At 70.5% G+C, this 16,056-nt stretch carries 12 protein-coding genes; 4 read left to right on the forward strand and 8 right to left on the reverse strand.

The genetic code is table 11. From position 1 onward, the window contains the following. Positions 1-473 precede the first annotated feature (473 nt). The 4 genes from D7V77_RS31775 to D7V77_RS31790 all read right to left on the reverse strand — a co-directional run bounded on the left by D7V77_RS31775 (position 474) and on the right by D7V77_RS31790 (position 5,603). A complete protein-coding gene (locus D7V77_RS31775; RefSeq protein ID WP_120580034.1) occupies positions 474-2,135 on the reverse strand; it encodes a hypothetical protein in 1,662 nt (553 codons plus the stop codon). Between the two features lie 42 nt (positions 2,136-2,177). Next, complete coding sequence (locus D7V77_RS31780) at positions 2,178-4,505, reverse strand: alkaline phosphatase PhoX (protein WP_158624529.1); 2,328 nt, start codon at positions 4,503-4,505, stop codon at positions 2,178-2,180. A gap of 148 nt (positions 4,506-4,653) precedes the next feature. After that, the gene (locus D7V77_RS31785) at positions 4,654-5,205 is read right to left on the reverse strand and encodes a DUF192 domain-containing protein (protein WP_169821791.1); all 552 of its coding nucleotides are present in this window, start codon (positions 5,203-5,205) and stop codon (positions 4,654-4,656) included. Further along, positions 5,202-5,603 carry a TIGR02266 family protein gene (locus D7V77_RS31790; protein ID WP_043321926.1) on the reverse strand — a complete coding sequence of 134 codons (402 nt, stop codon included), beginning with the start codon at positions 5,601-5,603 and terminating at the stop codon, positions 5,202-5,204. The genes D7V77_RS31785 and D7V77_RS31790 overlap by 4 nt, the downstream gene beginning before the upstream one ends. A 25-nt stretch (positions 5,604-5,628) precedes the next feature. Between D7V77_RS31790 and D7V77_RS31795 the strand changes: the two genes are divergently transcribed. The 3 genes from D7V77_RS31795 to D7V77_RS31805 all read left to right on the forward strand — a co-directional run bounded on the left by D7V77_RS31795 (position 5,629) and on the right by D7V77_RS31805 (position 9,119). Then, positions 5,629-7,992, forward strand: a complete 2,364-nt coding sequence (locus D7V77_RS31795; RefSeq protein WP_169821792.1) for a hypothetical protein — start codon at positions 5,629-5,631, stop codon at positions 7,990-7,992. Positions 7,993-8,047: 55 nt separating this feature from the next. Next, entirely contained in the window at positions 8,048-8,575 is a 528-nt protein-coding gene (locus tag D7V77_RS31800; RefSeq protein ID WP_120580038.1) for a hypothetical protein, read from the forward strand. A 73-nt stretch (positions 8,576-8,648) separates the two neighbouring features. Continuing rightward, positions 8,649-9,119: a nuclear transport factor 2 family protein gene (locus D7V77_RS31805; RefSeq protein WP_120580039.1), complete on the forward strand. Its 471-nt coding sequence runs from the start codon at positions 8,649-8,651 to the stop codon at positions 9,117-9,119. A gap of 15 nt (positions 9,120-9,134) precedes the next feature. Here D7V77_RS31805 and D7V77_RS31810 read toward each other — a convergent pair whose 3' ends face one another. Beyond that, positions 9,135-10,103, reverse strand: a complete 969-nt coding sequence (locus tag D7V77_RS31810; protein WP_120580040.1) for a homoserine kinase — start codon at positions 10,101-10,103, stop codon at positions 9,135-9,137. A gap of 144 nt (positions 10,104-10,247) precedes the next feature. On the opposite strand from D7V77_RS31810, the gene D7V77_RS31815 reads away from it, so the two are divergent. Continuing rightward, positions 10,248-11,855, forward strand: a complete 1,608-nt coding sequence (locus tag D7V77_RS31815; protein WP_120580041.1) for a tetratricopeptide repeat protein — start codon at positions 10,248-10,250, stop codon at positions 11,853-11,855. Here D7V77_RS31815 and D7V77_RS31820 read toward each other — a convergent pair. From D7V77_RS31820 to D7V77_RS31830, 3 genes are all read right to left on the reverse strand, one after another. Beyond that, positions 11,852-12,343: a hypothetical protein gene (locus tag D7V77_RS31820; protein ID WP_120580042.1), complete on the reverse strand. Its 492-nt coding sequence runs from the start codon at positions 12,341-12,343 to the stop codon at positions 11,852-11,854. The genes D7V77_RS31815 and D7V77_RS31820 overlap by 4 nt on opposite strands. Before the next feature lies 1 nt (position 12,344). Further along, entirely contained in the window at positions 12,345-13,682 is a 1,338-nt protein-coding gene (locus D7V77_RS31825; protein WP_120580043.1) for a cyclic nucleotide-binding domain-containing protein, read from the reverse strand. Positions 13,683-13,786: 104 nt separating this feature from the next. Beyond that, the gene (locus tag D7V77_RS31830; protein WP_233597361.1) at positions 13,787-15,721 is read right to left on the reverse strand and encodes an FHA domain-containing protein; all 1,935 of its coding nucleotides are present in this window, start codon (positions 15,719-15,721) and stop codon (positions 13,787-13,789) included. Positions 15,722-16,056 lie beyond the last annotated feature (335 nt).

Below are 16,056 nucleotides of genomic sequence, written 5' to 3' on the forward strand. Positions count from 1 at the left end.
CGCGGCGTCGGGTCCTTGGCGACGCGGCGTCTGCTCCGCTGCTCCGCAGACGAGCAGGAGGCTCCCTCTTCTGACGTCATCTCCCTTCTACAGGACCCATCAGATTGCTTATTCCGCGCAACCCTCCTGTCCGACAGGATTGAAACTCCGTGACCAGGAGCCGAGGCCGCCCCCGACCCGAGCAGCAAAAACCTGTCCGACTGTCCGACAGGTATTGAAGGTCATGGCCGGGGCCCGGCCCCTCCGCTCGACCCACGGAAAGCTGTCCGACAGCTTGGGCGGACCGGGCCAAGGGCCTCGGCGCCACCCGTGCTGCGGAAACTTGTCCGACTGTCCGACAGGTTTTGCCGCGTCCGGCGGACGGCGGGCATTCTGGATTGCTTGGGCGGGTGATCGTCGCTCCTGGACGCGGTGCGGCGAATCGCTGGCCGGTCCCGACGCTGTGCGACAGACCGCTTCGCGTGCAGCGCGTCCTACTCCCAGGTGAGGTGCAACCGGCCGTCGGTGTAGAGGCGACCCGTGGCCTCCAATTCGGTGGAACCGTTCTCCACGGCGCTGTGCACGTTCGCGGGCGGTGCGAGCAGCGTGTCCCGCCCCAGCGCGAATGCCTGCTCCCGCACCAGCGCCTGGTAGGCCTTGTCGAGTTGAAGCGCCCTCTCCCGTGACGGCGTCACCAACCACGCGAGGTCGCGGTCTCCTCCCGGTGCCGCGCGCCTGACCGCTGGCAGGTCCAGCACTCCGTTCGGGAAGAAGCGCGCGAGCAACTCTTCGTTCGCACGGAACTCATCGCCGCCCTGCACGCGCTCGAAGTACGTCACGGTTTCTGGCGCGGTGTGGCCTGCCTGCGGCACGTCCGGCAGGTCTCGCAGATCCTGGATCCGCCAGCCTTCGAGCCCCGGCACCTTGCGTGGGAACGCGAAGGTCTGGTCCACCGTCACTCCCAGGTTCGTGTGGCAGCCCATGCAGTAGACGTGCTCCTCCAGGGTCTGGAGGCGCAGCCGCCCCTTCGCGTCCTCGATGAAGCCCTGCAGGCGCCAGCCGAATTCGTTGATCAGCCCCAGCTCCGGCGTGCCAGGAAACGCGGGCAGCCGGCCGCGCACCTTCTTCTCCTGCTCCTCCGCGTAGAAGTTCCGCACGCGGTCGTCCGCCGGTTCCTCGTCCTTGCGCGAATAGCGCAGCTCCTTCATCCGCGTGGACAGCAGCGCGGGTTCGTCTGGATCCACGTAGCGCACGGTGTGCAGGAACTCCGTGCCCTTCGGGTACGTGTACCGCCGCACCTTCACATCCGCCGCGCTCCCCGCGTAATGCGCTGGCAACCCGCGCACTCGCTCCACGCTCGGAGACAGGACGCCGTCACCATCCAGGTCCATGTTCCCCACGCGCTCGTCCACCGGCTCCACGCGGCGGCTCGCACCCTTCACGTCCAGGAGGCCCGGGTCCACCGTCATCGCGGCCTCCAGCACCGCTAGGTTGAAGCGATACACCTCTCGCGACGGCTGCCCGCGCGCATCCTTCTGGAAGGACTTCGGGAGCCGGACGTAGACGTCGTCCGTGCTGCCGTTGGTGGGCCAGAACGTTCCCAGGAACGGCTTGTAGCGCACGGCCCTCCAGCCACTTCCATCCCTCGCGAAGCCCTCCGCGTCGAAGCCTCGCGTCAGGTCCAGGTCCGGAACCCAGCCCTTGTAGCCCCCCGCGCGCCCCAGCAGCGCGGCGCGCAGCGGCGTGTAGTTGTCCTCGCGGATGTACTCGAGCACCTCGTCATCGGTGATGGACGCCATCGCGCGCGTCCGGTCCGTGAAGAGGTTCGTCCAGTGGTTCGTCAGCCCCACGTCGCTGAAGGCGTACTCCGCCTGGAGCGAGTCGTCCGCCATCACGTTGTTGCCAACGCCGCCCGTGTGACACGTCCAGCACGGGTTCGAGACCCCAGCCGTCTTCGTGTAACACATGGACGGAACCGGGGCCTCGCGGTTGGCCACCCGGCTCCCCGCCTCCAGGGCCTGTGCGAGCGGATCAAACGGAGCATCCACCTCGGCGGGCGTGCGCAAACGCCACACGCCCGCCGCCGCGGCGAAGGCCCCCAACGTCAGGACGATGAAGACGGGGCCTCGCACCCCATCGAGCACGGATGAACGCATGCGTCAGGCTCCGTCTTCGTGGACCATCAAAAGGAACGACGACTACGGCCAGACGCTGAAGCTGTCCTCGCCCGGGTGCTGGACGCTGACGAACAGGCTGGTCATGTCCGCGTTGAACGCCGGGCCCGTGGCCTCCGCGTCGCTCGGCATGGAGAGCACTCGGAACGCCTTGCGGAAGTACGGGCTGTCACGGTGCGCGGGCGCCTGGTCCAGGTAGAAGATGCCGTCCGCGACCTTGTTGACCCCGAAGTTGCCGTCCGTGCCGAACCACACGCCGCCCTCGCGGTCGATGACCAGGTTGTCCGGCTTGGCTGCCGCGAACTCAGGCGCCGCGCTGGTGGCTGCCGCCTCTCCCTTCCACACTCGGAAGAAGTCGAACGTCTTCGAACCCGCGGGCGCCGCCGGATCCGCCTCACGGATGGCGAAGAGGGAGCCCACCTTGTCCTGCGCGCGGTTGTCCTGCGCGCCGCGATCCTTCTTCACCCACGCGCCGTCCTTCAACTCGGCGGTGGCCACCCGGCCCTGTTGATCCAACGCCGTGGGGTCACCGTGCTCGGTGAAGGCCACGTAGAGCAGCGGCGTGCCGCTGGGGTCCTTCGGGTTCCACTCCGTGTCCTCGGGGCGGTTGAGCTCCATCACGCCCACCTTGTTCGCCGCCGTCCACAAGAGCTTGCGCACCTGGTCGTCGTTGACGAAGCCGCCCATCGCGTTGTGGTTCGCGTCACGCAGCGCCGCGCCCACCTGGAGCGTTGGCTGGCCGAAGGCCGCACCGTTCGGCGCCAGGTCCGTGCTGTCCATGCCCAGCTGGATCCACCGGCCGTGGCCCGGCACCGCGTCCGTGGGCACAACCCCGCCCACCAGCGTGTCGCCCGTCGCGTTGTCCAGGCCCGCGAAGTGCGCCGCGTAGAGCGTTCCTGCGTCCAGCAGCGCGCGCACCTGCGCCTTCGTCATCCCCGGCGTGTACCGGCCCTGCGACACGAACTTGAAGATGCGTCCGCCGCGCCGGTCATCGCCGCCGTAGATGACCACGGGCTGGTTCGCGAGCAGCTTCCAGTCCGAGTCCACCACGAAGGTGGCGTTCTCCCAGTGCGCGCGGCCCATCACGCCCAGCTTGCGGTGGCCCGCGCCCGGCTTCTCCGCGTCCTTGCCGTACCAGAGGTCCGCCGGCTGGCCCGGATCCACCTCCGTCAGGTAGCCGTAGCCATCCTTCAGGTGTGTGGAGTCGCGGTCCCCGCTGATCATGTCGCCCTCCGCCGGCGCGGAGAAATCAGGCGCGAGCGGAGCCCCCGGCGAGAAGCCCGGCGCCGCGGGAATCCAGTCGCTCTTCCCCGTCCACAGCGCGGCCTCCGGATCGCCGTAGACGCCCTGGACGTTCTCCTCGCCGACGATGACCGTGCCCCACGGCGTCTGGCCACCGGAGCAGTTGGAGTGCGTGCCGGGCACCACGCCCGCCGCCAGCGCCGTGCCGGAGTCGTCATGCTCCTCGCCGGAGAGCGCCACGCCCACCACCTTCGCCAGGGTGGCGCTGGAGGCGTCGTAGCGCACGTTGGCCGCGTTGCGGTCCACCGCCCAGCCGCCCGTCGCGGGGTCCTGCACCACGCGCATCCAGGTGCCGCCCACCTGCTTCTTCCATTCGCGGTTGTAGGAGACGAGCGCGTCCGCCTGCCACTGCGTGCCGTCCGCCACCGTGTTGGAGAGCGAGCCCGTGTTGCGCAGGAAGCGCGCGAAGTCCAGGTGCTGTCCGATGGGCGCCGTGCCCACGCGCGGCTTCGTGCCGGAGATGTACTCGTGGTTGATCCACATCCAGCCGGCCGCGGCCTGCCCGTGGTACTGCGGCGCGCGTCCGTCCCGCGACCAGCCGTCCCCGAAGAAGGCGATGTAGTCCACGTTCGCGCCGAAGCGAGCCCCGCCCTTCGCGAAGGCCAGCGGATCCATCCACTTGATGACCGTGGTCGGATACAGCCCCGGCACTGAACGCACCGTGTCCGTGGACGCGGATGACAGCGGGAACACCAGCGGCGAGGGCAGCTTCCCCGTGACGACCTGCTCCACGCGCGCCTTCACGTACTCCGCCACGTTGGTCGCGCCCGTGCCCAGGTCCCCCCGGAACGTCACGGCGATGACGGACGACAGCGGCGTGCTGGACTCCACGCCCGGCGCGCGCGCCGTGGCACCAGGCCCCGGCTGTCCCTGGGTGCCAGGGCCCGGAGTGCCCGGCTCACCCGCCGGCCCCTGGGCGCCATCCTTTCCGTCCTGGCCCTTGGGGCCATCCGCGCCCGCGGGACCCGAGTCTCCCTCGCAACCCACCCACGTCGCGGTGCCAAGCAGGAGCATCGCGCCAGTGGCGCGGCTCAAAAGACGAGAAGCCATGCAGTGCATCCTCCAGAAGGTGGCGCGCGCTTCGACGCGCGGCGCGAATCCTGCGGAGGCAGCGTGGCGCTACCTTGAGCAGCGCGTCACTTCTTCATCACGGGAAAACCGGGCGCGCGACAAACGCGCATCACCGGCCCCCGTTGCGTCACGGCATGATGGGAAGGGTGCTGACGCCCTCGAACTCCGCCGTGCCGCCGCGGACGATGCCGTTCTTCTGGCACCAGCCGCCCGGCACCTCCAGCACGTACTGACTGGGGATGCCCACCGTGCGGTTCGTCAGCGTGCGCGGCTCCGCGTTCTCGATGATGCCCACGACGCGGCCCTCGGACGTGATGAACAACATGTCCAACGGGATGAGCGTGTTGCGCATCCAGAAGCCGCGCACCTCTTCATCCGGGAAGATGAAGAGCATGCCCTGCCCGGCCGGCAGCGCCTTGCGCCACATGAGCCCGCGCGTGCGCGACTCGCCCGTGGCGGCCACCTCCACCTCCACGCGGTGCACACCACCGTAGGCATCCTTCAGCCGCACGTGCGCGCGCGGCAGGGTCGGCATCACGTAGTCCTCCGCCGACACGTCCTTGGACCGGGGACGCGCCGGAGCGGGCGCGGCGGGCTTCGGAGGCGCGGCGGGCGCTTCCTGACACGCGCCGCCCGCGAAGGCCAGCGCCGCCAGGACGAACGTGAGGCGCATCTTCATGGATGCTGGGGATGCAGGGGCTTGTTGAGCAGCTTCTCGGTCAGCTCGGAGCCCAGGCTGTCCGACATGAGCCGCTCCACCAGCGTCTCGAAGTCCACGCGCTGGGACTCGCTGCTGTAGATGAAGCGGATGCCCATGCCGGGCTCCTCCGCGTCGGCCTTGGACCAGACGACTTCGCCCAGTAGTTCGAAAGGTGCCTCTCGGTGCGGCACCGTCAGCTTGAAGAGGAAGCGCGTGCCAATGGGCAGTGGCTTCTTCGTCTTGATGAACGTGCCGCCCTTGCTGATGTTCTTCGTGTAGTCAGCGAAGAACGAATTGAGCTTCTTGTAGTCGACCTTCAGCTCGATGGGCGCACGACCGTGGGTGCGCAGTTCGGATCCGCTCTTCTGTTCGGACATGCGGCCGGGGAGTATAGGGGACGCCATGCGGCAAGTCCTCCCCCGTGCCCGTGCACTGTTGGGCCGTCCAGCCGTCCTGGCCACCGTGCTGCTGCTCGGCGGTGGGGGGTCGGCCCTCGTCCTCCTCCCCCTTTTCGGGGTCCCCGGCTTCGAACTGGGCCTGGCCCTGTCCATCGCCGTCGGCATGCTCGGAGGGGGGACAGGCATCGCCGCCGCCGCCCAGGAGCGCCGCATCCTCACGGGCGCCGCCCCCCTGCCCGCCCGGGTGGAAGCGTCCGCCCTGCCCGGAACCGCCGTGGGCCGCGCCCTGGGCGCCAGCGCCGTCCTGAACCTGGGGGTGCTCGTCCCCCCCTTCGTGTGCGCCCTGCTCTTCGCCCGGCTTCGCACCGCGTGCGACCCCTTCGAACTGGCGGGCTTCTACCCCCTGCTCACCATCCCCTCCGCCCTGGTGGCCTCCGCGGCGGGCGTGCTCCTGGGCTTCGCGACGGCCCGGCCCCGGGGCGCGGCGGGCCTGTACGCCCTGCTCCTCCTCGCCTCACTGGCGGTGACGGTGTGGCCCATCGTCTTCGGGCCCCAGGTGTTCGCCTTCAACATCTTCCTGGGCCACCTGCCCGGCCCGCTCTACGACGAGGCCCTCCAGATGACGGCCGCGCTGGGCTGGTTCCGCCTGGAGACGCTCCTGTGGGTGGGGGTCTTCGCGGGGCTCGCCATGGCGCTCCTGGACGTGAGCACCGGGCGCCTGACGCTGAAGGGCGCGCGCCCCGGTGGACTGCTGGGCCTGGTGCTCCCCTGTGTCCTGGGCATCCTCTGGCTGGAGTCCCGCGCGCCGCAGCTGGGCCTGCGGATGAGCGACACGTACCTCTCCGAGCAGCTGGGCGGCGTGCGGGAGACGGAGCACTTCGTCCTGCACTACCCGCGCGGCAAGGCGCGCCAGGACGTGGACCGCATGGCCCGCGACCTGGAGTTCCGCTTCACCCAGACGTCGGGCTTCCTGGGCGTGGCCCCCACGGAGCGCGTGCGGGTGTGGCTCTACCGCTCCGAGGAGGAGAAGCAGCGGCTGGTGGGCGCCGGCCGCACCCAGTTCGCCAAGCCCTGGCGCACGGAGCTGCACATCCAGGACAAGCCCTTCCCCCACTCCACGCTGCACCATGAGCTGGCACACGTGATGGCGGGCCCCGCGGGCTCCGGCTTCTTCCGCGTCACCACCCGGCTGGGCGTGTGGCCGTTGATGGGCGTGATTGAAGGGCTCGCGGTGGCCGCGGACGACCCCGTCCAGGGCGAGCTCACCCTGCACCAGTGGGCCGCGGGCATGCGCCGCCAGGGACTGGCCCCGGACATGCGCGACCTCATGGGGCCCAAGGGCTTCTACCAGTCCGCCCCGGCGCGCGCGTACACCGTGGCGGGTTCGTTCCTGCGCTACCTGGCGGACACCTACGGCGCGGACCGGCTGCGCGCCGTCTATGCGCACGCGGACTTCAACGAAGCCTACGGCCGGCCCCTGGACGAGCTCGTCACCGAGTGGGAGCGCACCCTGGACGCGCTGCCCCTGGACGCGTCCGCGCTCGCGCGCGCCTTCGCCCGCTTCCGCACCGGCAGCCTCTTCACCCGCGCCTGCGCCCGCGAGGTGGCCCGCCTGTCGGACTCCGCCCGCGAATCGCTCGCCAGCGACCCGCAGGACGCGCTCCAGCGCTACCAGCGCGCCGCCCGGCTCCAGCCGGAGGAGCCGTCCTACCAGCTGGGCCAGGCCGTGGCCCTGGACGCCCTGGAGCGCGGGCCCGACGCGGCGAAGGTGCTGGCCACGCTCGCGGACCAGGTGAAGGACCGGCCCGCGCTCGCCGCGGAGGTGGCCGTGGCCCGCGCCGACGTGGCCCTCCACCTGGAGGACGTGGAGGGGTCGCGCGCCTTCCTCCAGGCCGCGCTCGCGCTGGATCCGGGGCCGGAGCTCACGCGCACCGCCCAGGTGAAGCTGGCCGCGCTGGAGACGCCGTCGCGCCGCGCCCCCATCGAGGCGTACTTCCGCGCGCCGCAGGAGGAGCTGCGCCTCTTGCTGCTGGACCGAGCCCTCCTCGCTTCGCCGATGGATCCATGGCTGCACTACCTGCTGGGGCGGCGGCTGCATCAGGTGGGGGCCCCGGCGCTCGCGGGCGAACAGCTCCAGCGCGCTCTTTCGGACACCACCCTCCCGGAGGCCATCCGCCGGGAAGCCACGCGGCTGCGAATCGAGGCCGCCTACCTGGCGGGCGACTGCGGCGCCGTGCGGCATGAAATGGGCGCGCTGCCGGACTACGGGGCCGCCTTCCGTGCGTCGGCCTCCGAGTGGCTGGCCCGTTGTGACTTCGAGCAGACGGCCTATCGCGGGCCCCTGGTGCCGCGTCAGGCTTTCCGCTAGACGCGGGCCCCTGCGAGAGAGACGACTCACGCATCGACGGAAAGGTGGATGGGGCATGCACTTCGAGAAGACGCAGTACATCCAGGGGACGGTGGACGAAGTGGAGCGCGCGCTCTTGGACGAGCGCTACTTTCCGTATCTCCTCCAGCACCACGGCGTGCTGCTGGAGCTGCAGCCCCAGGAGGTGCGCGTCGACGGTGACCGCGTGCACCGCAAGGTGCGCTACCGCCCCAAGCCCGTCATCTCCTCCGTGGGCCCCAAGAAGGTGTCGCCGGAGTGGTTCGCCTTCATCGAGACGTCCACCTACGACAAGCGCACCAAGCAGCTCACGTTCACCAACACGCCCACGTCCCACACCATCTCCAAGATGCTGGTGAACACGGGCGTGCTGAAGCTGCGCGACCTGGGCAATGGCCAGACGGAGCGCAAGATGGAGGGCGAGCTGTCGCTCAAGGTGCCCTTCCTGCTCAAGCCGGTGGCGATGATTGCCGAGCCGATCATCAAGACCGAGGGCCTCAAGATCCTCGACGGCGAGCTGCCCGTGCTCAACCGCTTCATCGCTGAAGTCATCCGCGCCAAATAGTCAAAGCGCACGGAGGGCGGCGGGGCCGGGGAATGGGTTGACACAAATGCGGTTGAACCCATAAGGCCCCGCCATGCACAACCGCTTCCTCGCCCTCTGCGCCGTCTTCTTCCTGGCCGCATGCGCCCCGAAGCGCATCCCCGGCACGGAGCTGGAAGACACCGGTGAAACCCGCGCCATCCTCTCCGTGATGGAGAAGTATCGCGCCGCCCTGGAGGCCCGCGACGCGAAGGCCATCCAGGCGCTGGTGTCCCCGAAGTTCCGCGACGACGGCGGCACCCCGGACGACCCGTCTGACGACCTCACCGCCGCCAACCTCGAGTCCCACCTCCGGTCCCTCTTCCAGAAGCTGCAGAACCCCAAGGTGGACTTCAACATCCGCCGCGTGGAGTTCCGCGAGGACGACGTCGCACTCGCCATCTACTACTGGAACGCGTCCTGGCGCATGCCCGGCCTCAACGCCCGGCCCCAGTCGGACTCGGAGCTGGAGCAGATGGTGTTCCAGAAGGTCGATGGCGACTGGAAGATCCTCTCCGGCATCTAGCCACCTGACTTCCCCTCAGGCGCCCACGAGCGCCCTCAGCCCGTCCGGGCCCATGTCATCCAGGGCCCGCGCGCGGGACAGGTAGGTGCGGAAGTCCTTGGGCGCGAGCTTGTCCGCGCCCAGCGGGGACAGGTGGTAGTCGCGGATGCGGCTGGTGGTGAAGCGCACCGCGCCGTAGAGGGCGTGGCCATACAGCGCCCGCTTCTCCACGTCCGACAGCGGCCGTGCGTCCTGGTAGCCGCGAAGGAGCGCCTGACACCGCTCCGGCTGGTACGCCCCCTCGAAGCACCACGCGTTGAGGGTGACGGCGACGTCCAGCGCGTACGCGTCCACGCAGGCCATCTCGAAGTCGAAGAAGGCGCCCACGCGGTCGCCCAGCCACTTCACGTTGTCCAGGAAGAGGTCCGCGTGGATGACGCCCCGGGGCTCCAGTCCCTGGCGCTCGGCTTCCACGCGCGCGAGGTACCGCTCCAGCTCCGCCGCCACCGAGACGAGCTCCGGCTCCGGCCGCTGGGACAGGCCTTCCAGCCAGCCCTTCACCACGCCGGGGCCGTAGGGGTTCGCGCGCGTGCCCCCGAAGGACTGCGTCGTCCGGTGCAGCTTGCCCAGCTCGGCACCCAGGCGCTCCAGCACCTCCGGCGTGAGGCGGTCGCGGGTGTACTCCTCGCCGGCCAGCCACTTGAAGACGCTGATCCGCCCGCCGTGCAGCTCCAGGAAGGGCGTGGGCCCCGGAGGCACCAGCAGCACCGGCGCGGGGAAGTGCGCTTGGGACAGGTGAGCCAACAGGGACGCCTCGAAGCGCAGGTCGTCCGGCGAGCGCACCGTCGTGTGGCGCACGAAGACGCGGCCTGAGTCCGTCTCCAGCCGGTGGTTGGTGTTGATGGAGCCCTGGGGAATCGGCGTGACGGAGCGCACCGCCCCCAGGCCCCAGACTTCCGCCACGTGGGTGAAGGCCTCGGGGGGAAGTGTCGTGTAGACGGCCATGACGTGCCTCCGGGGCGTGCCGCCCCCGCGTGCGTGCTGCCCCCACCCGTTGACACCCCAGGGGGCCGGACCTATCTGTCCATGCCCGTCCTACTTCGCATAACTGTCTGAAAATCTTCAATCTTTGCGCGTGAGGCCACCCCCATGGAAACGTCGGGCCGCGGTGACTGGAAGCGTCGCGAGGGACTGGGCAGCGCCCTGGCCCAGATTGGCGCCGTCGCCGCGCTGCTCGCCGCGGGTGTCGCCTGGTACGTGCACCAGGGGCAGGTGCGCCAGGAGGTGGACGCCCACCTGCGCACGGCGCGCTCCGCCGTGCTGAAGGGCAACCCCAGCGACCTGGCCATGGCGCAGCAGAACCTGGAGGCCCTCTTCGCGCTCGCGCCGGACTCGCGCGACGCGCGGGCGCTGGCCGCGGACCTCCAGGCGGAGCTGTGGCTCACCCACCACCAGCCCGGCGCGGAAGCGAAGGCGCGCGAGCAGTTGGAGCGCGCGGAGACGCTGGGCTCGCGCTCCGGTGAGCGCTACGGCGCCCGGGCGCTGCTGCTCGTGGGCTCGGGGCAGACGGCGGAGGCGCACAAGCTGCTGGAAGAGCTCAAGTCCCAGGGCGCCAACAGCCCCCGGCTGACGCTGGCCCAGGCGCGGCTGCTGCAGAAGGAGGGGCACCTCTCGGAGGCCCGCCAGGCCTTCGCGCGCGCGGCGGAAGGGGCCTGGAAGGATCCGCGCTTCTCCGTGGCCTACGGTGAAGCGCTGCTCGACGAGGGGATGTTCCCCCAGGCCGTGGAGGCCTTCGCGCGCGCCACCACCGCGAACCCGGACCACCTGCTGTCGCGGGTGACGTCCGCCCTGGCGCAGCTGTACGCGGGGCGGCCTCCGGACGGCGTGACGGCGTTGCTGGAGGAGGTGCGCTCGCGCGGCAAGGAGCTGACGCCCGCGCTCCAGGCCCGCATGGCGGTGGCCCAGGCGGAAGTCTCCCTGGCGAAGGGCTCCCCTGACGAGGCGCTCACCCACGTGGACGCGGCGCTCAAGGCCTGGCCGGACGAGCACTACGCCCTCTTCACCCGGGGCCGTGCGCTCGCGGTGAAGCGCGCCCCGGACGCCCGCCAGGCCTTCGAGGCGGCGGCGGCGAAGCGGCCCACCGCGCCACTCCTGACGCTGGAGGGCGCGCGGCTGCTCCAGGCCCAGGGCGACGGCGAGGGCGCGCTGGCCATGCTGGACGCCTACGAGAAGACCTTCCGCGAGGTGAAGGTGCGGACGGCGGACGGCAAGGAGCTGCCCGCGTTGGACAAGGACGACCGGTACTGGCTCACGCGCGGCGGCGTGATGGAGGCGGCCGGCCGTCAGGACGACGCGCTCGCGGCCTACGACAAGGCGCTCTCGGCGCGCGGCGTGGGGCTGGCGCGGGCGCAGTACGCCAAGGGCGCGCTGCTGCTCGCGCGCAAGGACTTCGACGGCGCGAAGTCGCTGCTCACCGCCGTGGCTCCGGAGACGGGCGCGGGCAGCATGCCGGAGGCGTACGCGGCGCTGGGCGAGCTGCTCTTCGCCCAGGGCGAGTTCGCCTCCGGGTGCCAGCAGCACTACTTCTCTCTCGTGCGCGCCCGCGCCCAGGGCGCGCCCGTGGAGCAGCTGGCCACGCGCGCCAACGACATCAAGAAGCGCCTGGAGACCAGCGGCCAGCCCGCCATGGCCAAGGCCTGGCTCACGGAGGCGGGGCCGCTCTTCCAGCAGCAGTCACCCGAAGCGGTGACGCGTTAGAGCAGCTCCGAGGGGTCCAACTGGCGCTGCTTCGCCTTCACCACGCGCCACTCGCCATCCTCCTCCTTCTCGAAGGTGCCCTCGATGGCGTAGGCGTTGAGGACGCTGTCCTTCGCCAGGTCCTCCAGCTTGTCCGCCTCCGAGCGGCCGAAGATGAAGCGCGCCTGGAAGTCACCCTGCGTGGGCGACACCTCGTGCACGTCGATGTCGGTGGTGAAGATGCGGACCCACTGGCCCCGCAGCACCTGCGCGGCCAGGATTCCGCGCACGTCCTGCTTGCTCCAGCCGTCCTTCGTCTTGAAGCGCTCGGACACGCCCTCCATCACCCCGCCCACGTCCTTCTCCTCCGCCGAGCGCGTCATCGCGATGATGCGCCGGGTGACGGCGTCCTTCACGCCCGGCTCCTCGCGCGGCCAGAGGAACAACACGAGCGCGGCGGCGAGCACCGCCGCCATGCCGCTCACCACCCGGGTTCGAGTCAGCACCATCTCAGGCGGCCCCGGTCTCCGGCTCCAGCATCATGTCGTCCGCGTCGATGATTTCCAGCGGGCGCAGCGCTTCGCCAATCTGCTTCAGGCGGCGGTCGGACAGCTGCTCCAGATACGTGCGGATGTTGGGGAAGGACGTCACCAGCTCCTGGAAGGCCTCGCGCTTGAGCCACCCCGCCGCCGTCTTGCGCGTCACCGACACCGTGGCCGTGGCCCTCAGGCCCGTGAGCAGTGAAATCTCTCCCGCCACGTCGCCCTCGCGCAGCACGCCCAGCGTCACCATGCCGCCCGCCGGGTCCTCCTTCTGCACCGTCAGCTCGCCGGCCAGCACCAGGAAGAGGCCCTGGGAGTACTCGCCCTCCACCAGGACCCTCTCGCCGGGCTGCAGCGCGCGGAAGGTGAAGCGCTGGAAGAACGCGCCCCGCTCCGACTCCGGCAGCTGCTGGAACAGGGGCGAGTTCGCCATCAGGTTGCGCATCATGCGCTGCTGCGCGAAGTCAGCCAGCAGCTGCGGCACCGCCGGGTGGCTCTTCGCCACCGCGTTGAGGTGCTCGCGGCGGATTTCGAAGACTTCCGAGTCCGACACCGCCGTCACCGACGCGGTGGGAGGCGCGCCCGTGAGCAGCGCCAGCTCGCCGAAGATGGAGCCGCCGCCCAGGAAGCCCAGCGTGCGGTCCTCGCCGTCCGTCCGGCGCGTCACCTCCGCCTTGCCGGCGACGATGACGTGCAGGTGGTCGTCCGGCTCGCCCTCGCGGCTGATGACCTCCTCCGGCTTGATGGTGCGCCACACCATGCGCCCCACCAGGTCCAGGAACGCGTCCCGGTCCAGGTCCGCGAACAGCGGCAGCGGCGGACGGCTTTGCGGATCCGCGGTGCCGCCGGTGTCCGGCGCGGCCAGCACTTCAATGGCGCGGTTGGACAGCTCCTCGCCCACCAGGCCCATCAGGTCCGTGTCCACCTTGCCGTCGTACAGGTGCTCCGGCGGCAGCGGCGGCGGCACGGCGGCGCGGCCCGGGGCGCTGCGCGCGGCGCGCGAGTGCACGCGGTAGAGCGTCTCCTTCAGGCGGCGCTCGTTCGGCGACAGCTCCAGGGCCAGCTTGCACGCGGCCATGGCGCTCAAGAGGTAGTCACGGCGCAGGAGCCCCTCCGCGCACGCGTGGTACGCGGTGACGGCGCGCTCGCGCTCACCCAGCTCCGCCAGACACCGGGACGCCAGCATGCGCGAGCGGTGGTCGGCGGGCACGCGGCGAACGGCCTCCGCGAAGACGGCGAGGGCGCGCTCGAACTGGCGCTCCTCGAACAGGTCCATGCCCAGCTCACGCAACGACGACTCGTTCATCCGGTGTCTCCAGACCGCGCACGACGACAGGTGTGACAGGGATACATGAAAGAGGCCGCCCACCCTCATCCCACGGGCGACGGCCCCCTGACTCCAGCTACGCGCTACGAACCGCCGGCCTTCTGCAGGTCGCTCAGCGCCATCTCCGCCTTGCGCTTCACGTCCGCGCCCTCCGCGGAGGACTCGATGACGATCTTGAACTGCTCCGTCGCCAGGGCCGGGTCGCGGTCGCGCGAGATGTACGCCGACAGGTACAGCTCCTCCACCTTCTTCTGCAGCTCGTCCAGGCCGTCGCGGGCGCGCGAGTCACCCGGGTTGAGACGCAGCGCCTCTCGGAAGCTGCGGCCCGCCAGTGGGAACTCCTTGCGCTTGAAGGCCGCCTGCCCCGCCGCCACCGACGCGGAGGCCAGCTCGTTGTCCAGCGTGTCGCCCAGCGAGCCCGCGAAGCCAATCTGCCGGTACACCTCCACCGCGCGGCGCAGCGGCTTCACGGAGGCCTCCAACGAGTTGTTCTCGTACTTCTTCTGGCCCTCCTCGAAGGCGGAGCGGAACTGGGGGATGAGCTTCTTCAGGTTGCGCGCGCGGGCCTGGATGTCCGCCTCGCTCCGGTACTTGTCCATCACCCGGTCCACCTCCAGCGACGCGCGCTGGAAGTCCCCGCCGTTGAAGCGGCGCTCCACGTCCTGGAAGGCCTCCGCCACGAACTCCGCGCGGCGCTGCTTGGCGTTCTCCGCGGCCACCGCCTGCCGGACACCCGCCTGCCGCGCGGCCTGCTGCGCCTCCTTGGCCAGCTGGTTCACCAGGTCCGTGAGCTTCTGCTCGTAGAGCGAGCGCGTGCCCTGCGGCAGCTCCGCGATGAGGGTGCGCGCGTCGTCCGGCCGGCGCTCCGTCAGCGCCGCATCGACCAGGTCCAGCGTGTACTTCTGCTCGCGGGCGTCCAGCTCCTCTTCCAGCTTCTTGCGCGCCTCGTCCGTGCGCGCCGTGCCCTGCGGCGTGCCGGTCAGCTTCGCGCGCGCGTCCGGGTAGCGGTTCTCCGCCATCAGGTCCCGGGTCGCCTGGAAGGCGTCCATGATGTCCTGGAGCTGCTGGGCCGCCTTGGCCACGCCGTCCACGTCGATGCCCACGCGCAGCTTCTCCGCCTCCTGGGCGAAGCGCACCGCGTCCGGGTACTCGCCGTCGCGCACCTTGTCGCGCGCTCGCTGCATCAGCTCCTGCGCGCGCGCCTGGCTGGGGTCCACCACCGGCTTGGGCGGCGGCTTGTTCCCGCCGGACATCGCCAGACCGGCGATCAGCATCAGGAGCACCAGGCCACCCACCGCCGCGCCCACCTTCATCTTGAAGGTGATCTTGAAGCCCTCGCGCGCCGTTGAACGCACCGGACGCGGACGGGGCACGCCCGTCTTGCGCGCCTTCTCGTCGCGCATCAGGTCCGCGATCTTGTAGTTCGCGTTGGTCTTCTCATCCAGGCGCGGGTCCTTCTTCTCCTCCTTCTTTTCCTTCTTCTCGTCCGCCTCGCCGGACTCGGCCTTGGCGCGCATCTCCTTGATGAGCTCGCCCTCGTCCACGAAGCGCAGGCGCGTCTTGCCCACGGAGATTTCGTCCCCGTGCTTCAGGATGCACTCGTCGACCTTCTGGTCGTTCACCTGGGTGCCGGAGATGCCGCCCAGATCGCGCATCACCACGCCGCTCTCGCCGTAGACGAGCTCCAGGTGGCGCCGGGACACGGTCTGGTCGCCCAGGGCGAAGTCGCAGTCCTTGCTGCGCCCCACCACCATGCGCACGCCCTTGAAGCGCTTCTTGCGCCCCTTGTCCGGGCCGTCCAGCACCAGCATCAGCACCGGGGGGCCGGCGCGCGTCGTCTCGGAGTTGTCCTCGTCCTCGGCGGGCTCCTCCGCCTCCGGACGCACGTCGTCAATGGAGGCCACCCGCGTCTCGCCCGTGCGCGAGCGAACGGGCTCCGCGTCGCCGTACAGCTCCGGGTCTCCCCCGTCCTGGCTGTCTTCGCCGGAGAGTGGCGCGGACCAGTCTTCATCCGGCACGGCGGAGACGCGGCGGGAGCCACCCCCCGCGGGAGCTTTGGGTCGGCGGTCCGCCGTCGCGCCTCCGGCCGAACGGCCGGTGCCCGAACGCGATGACGGTGATGGACGGCGAGGAGGCATGGGTGGGTCCAGGTTGAAGCGGCGATCATCTTAGAGCGCCCACCGCACGGTGGGAATGCGCTCCCAGCGTTCCTTTCAGGGAAGACGGGCTCAATCCGGTTCGTTGGCCCGCACGGCGTCCCGTCTCCGATGTAGGTTTCCTCCATTCCCGCTTCCCCAAGAGCCACGAGCCCCTCCATGCCCCGAGCCCTCGCGTCCTCCCGGCGCGCCCGTCC

The sequence above is a fragment of the Corallococcus sp. CA041A genome (assembly GCF_003612075.1).
Classification (GTDB): domain Bacteria; phylum Myxococcota; class Myxococcia; order Myxococcales; family Myxococcaceae; genus Corallococcus; species Corallococcus exiguus.